The sequence below is a fragment of the Pseudomonas sp. AGC41 genome (assembly GCF_057334555.1).
This window is the reverse complement of the sequence record NZ_JBHFJB010000051.1, coordinates 31,723-34,445: the sequence shown is the minus strand read 5'-3', so window position 1 is coordinate 34,445 and position 2,723 is coordinate 31,723. Positions and strand designations below refer to the sequence as shown.

Sequence of the window (2,723 nt, the reverse complement as noted above, 5' to 3'; positions counted from 1 at the left end):
CCCCCCCCCTCCCACAGTTTGTTCACCGCCAGGGCTACCATTTATTGATGACTGACCCAGAACACCGCCGTGCCCACCACCAGGATAATCAGGAACAGAATGGCCCAGGCATCAACGGTACTGTCGCTTTTCCTTGCTTTGGTCGGATTACTCATTGCATCGCCTCTTGTCGGTTTTGTAGGTGATTGCATAGGGACTCGACCACAGTTAAGACGATGATTGCCCGTACGACAAATGTGGGTTAGCCAATAATCGAAGGCATTAGTCGATTTGGTTCTTTACATATACTCAAACATCACTTTTGCGCATAACTCAAAACAGGTATCTTGCACCGGCTCCTCTAGGAGTGCGCGGCCGTGCGCGCAGAATTGCCGAGGCAGAACCCGATTTCAGCGAGCCAACCTGCAGCTGTTTCTGATCGGCCCAAGCCTGAGAACGAGACTTATATGTACGTATATGACGAGTACGATCAGCGGATCATCGAGGACCGCGTCAAGCAGTTCCGTGATCAGACCCGACGCTATCTGGCAGGCGAGCTGAGCGAAGAAGAATTCCGCCCTCTGCGCTTGCAGAATGGCCTGTATATCCAGCGCTTCGCCCCGATGCTGCGCGTGGCGGTGCCTTATGGCCAGCTGACCTCGCGCCAGGTGCGCAAGCTGGCCCAGATTGCCCGCGACTATGACAAGGGCTATGCCCACATCAGTACCCGGCAGAACGTCCAGTACAACTGGCCTGCCCTGGAAGACGTGCCCGAGATCCTCGCGGAACTGGCCACCGTGCAGATGCACGCGATCCAGACCAGCGGCAACTGCCTGCGCAACGTGACCACCGACCAGTTTGCCGGCGTCGCGGCCGACGAACTGATCGACCCGCGCCCATGGTGCGAGATCGTTCGGCAATGGACCACGTTCCACCCGGAATTCGCCTACCTGCCGCGCAAGTTCAAGATCGCCATCAATGGCTCGACCTCGGACCGCGCGGCCATCGAAGTCCATGATATCGGCCTCGAAGCGGTCTACAATGCCGCCGGCGAGCTGGGCTTCCGCGTGCTGGTGGGGGGCGGCCTGGGCCGTACGCCGGTGGTCGGCGCGTTCATCAACGAGTTCCTGCCATGGCAGGATCTGCTGAGCTACCTCGACGCCATCCTGCGGGTGTACAACCGCTACGGGCGTCGCGACAACAAATACAAGGCGCGGATCAAGATCCTGGTCAAGGCCCTGACGCCTGAAGTGTTCGCCGAAAAGGTCGAGGCCGAAATGGTCCACCTGCGTGGCGGCCAGACCACCCTGACCGAAGCCGAAGTCCATCGCGTGGCCAAGCATTTCGTCGACCCGGCCTACAAGGCCCTGGACAACCAGGACGCCGAACTGGCTGCCCTCGACAAGGAACACCCGGGCTTCGCGCGCTGGCGGACACGCAACACTCTCAAGCACAAGAAGCCGGGCTACGTCGCGGTGACCCTGTCGCTGAAGCCGACCGGTGTCGCACCGGGCGATATCACCGACAAGCAGATGGACGCCGTGGCCGACCTGGCCGACCGCTACAGCTTTGGCCAGCTGCGCACGTCCCACGAGCAGAACATCATCCTGGCGGACGTTGAACAGAGCCAGTTGTTTGCCCTGTGGGGCGAGCTGCGCGAGCAAGGCTTCGCCACGCCGAACATCGGCCTGCTGACCGACATGATCTGCTGCCCGGGCGGGGATTTCTGCTCGCTGGCGAATGCCAAGTCGATCCCGATCGCCGAGTCGATCCAGCGCCGCTTCGACGACCTCGACTACCTGTTCGACATCGGCGAGCTGGACCTGAACATTTCCGGCTGCATGAATGCCTGCGGTCACCACCACGTCGGCCACATCGGCATCCTCGGCGTGGACAAGAAAGGCGAGGAATTCTACCAGGTCTCCCTCGGCGGCAGCGGCAGCCGCGACGCCAGCCTGGGCAAGATCCTCGGCCCGTCGTTTGCCCAGGACGACATGCCGGATGTGATCGAGAAGCTGATCGACGTGTACATCGAACAACGTACCGAAGACGAGCGTTTCATCGACACTTATCAACGTATCGGCATCGACCTCTTCAAGGAACGCGTCTATGCAGCGAATCATTAAGAACAACGAGGTCATCGACGAAACCTGGCACTTGCTGCCCAAGGACGCGAGCTTCGATGGCATTTCCAACTGCGACGACCTGATCGTGCCCCTCGCCCTTTGGCGCGACCATGCCCATGCGCTCAAAGCCCGCGATGGCGGCCTGGGCGTGTGGCTGGATGCCGATGAAGAAGCGGAAGAGATCGGCGATGACGCCAATCAGCTCCAGGTAATCGCCCTGAACTTCCCGGCCTTCACCGACGGGCGCAGCTACTCCAACGCGCGCCTGTTGCGCGAACGTTATGGCTTCAAGGGCGAGTTGCGCGCCATTGGCGATGTGCTGCGCGACCAGCTGTTCTACATGCGCCGCTGCGGTTTTGACGCCTTTGCCCTGCGTGCCGACAAAGACCCCTATGAAGCCCTCGAAAGCCTCAGGGACTTTTCGGTGACTTATCAGGCGGCCACTGACGAACCGTTGCCGCTGTTCCGTCGTCGCTGATAGTTGAAGCATGGAAAAGCCCTGATCCGGGTGCACCGGGTCAGGGCTTTTTTATTGGTCTCGACTCGAAACCACTGTGGGAGCGAGCCTGCTCGCGAAATCGGTGGATCAGTTTGCATCCATGGCGAATGCACCGCCGT

The 2,723-nt window shown here is 60.3% G+C and carries 2 protein-coding genes; both read left to right on the top strand.

The annotated features are described in order from the left end of the window. Window positions 1–446 precede the first annotated feature (446 nt). Window positions 447–2,105: a nitrite/sulfite reductase gene (locus ACE04F_RS10455; protein ID WP_486106452.1), complete on the top strand. Its 1,659-nt coding sequence runs from the start codon at window positions 447–449 to the stop codon at window positions 2,103–2,105. Further along, on the top strand, window positions 2,089–2,583 hold the full coding sequence (locus ACE04F_RS10450; protein ID WP_486106450.1) for a DUF934 domain-containing protein: 495 nt from the start codon (window positions 2,089–2,091) through the stop codon (window positions 2,581–2,583). The genes ACE04F_RS10455 and ACE04F_RS10450 overlap by 17 nt, the downstream gene beginning before the upstream one ends. Window positions 2,584–2,723 lie beyond the last annotated feature (140 nt).

Coding starts and splice junctions, on each gene's coding strand:
- ACE04F_RS10455 (WP_486106452.1), top strand. CDS start 447: ATGTACGTATATGACGAGTACGATCAGCGGATCATCGAGGACCGCGTC.
- ACE04F_RS10450 (WP_486106450.1), top strand. CDS start 2,089: ATGCAGCGAATCATTAAGAACAACGAGGTCATCGACGAAACCTGGCAC.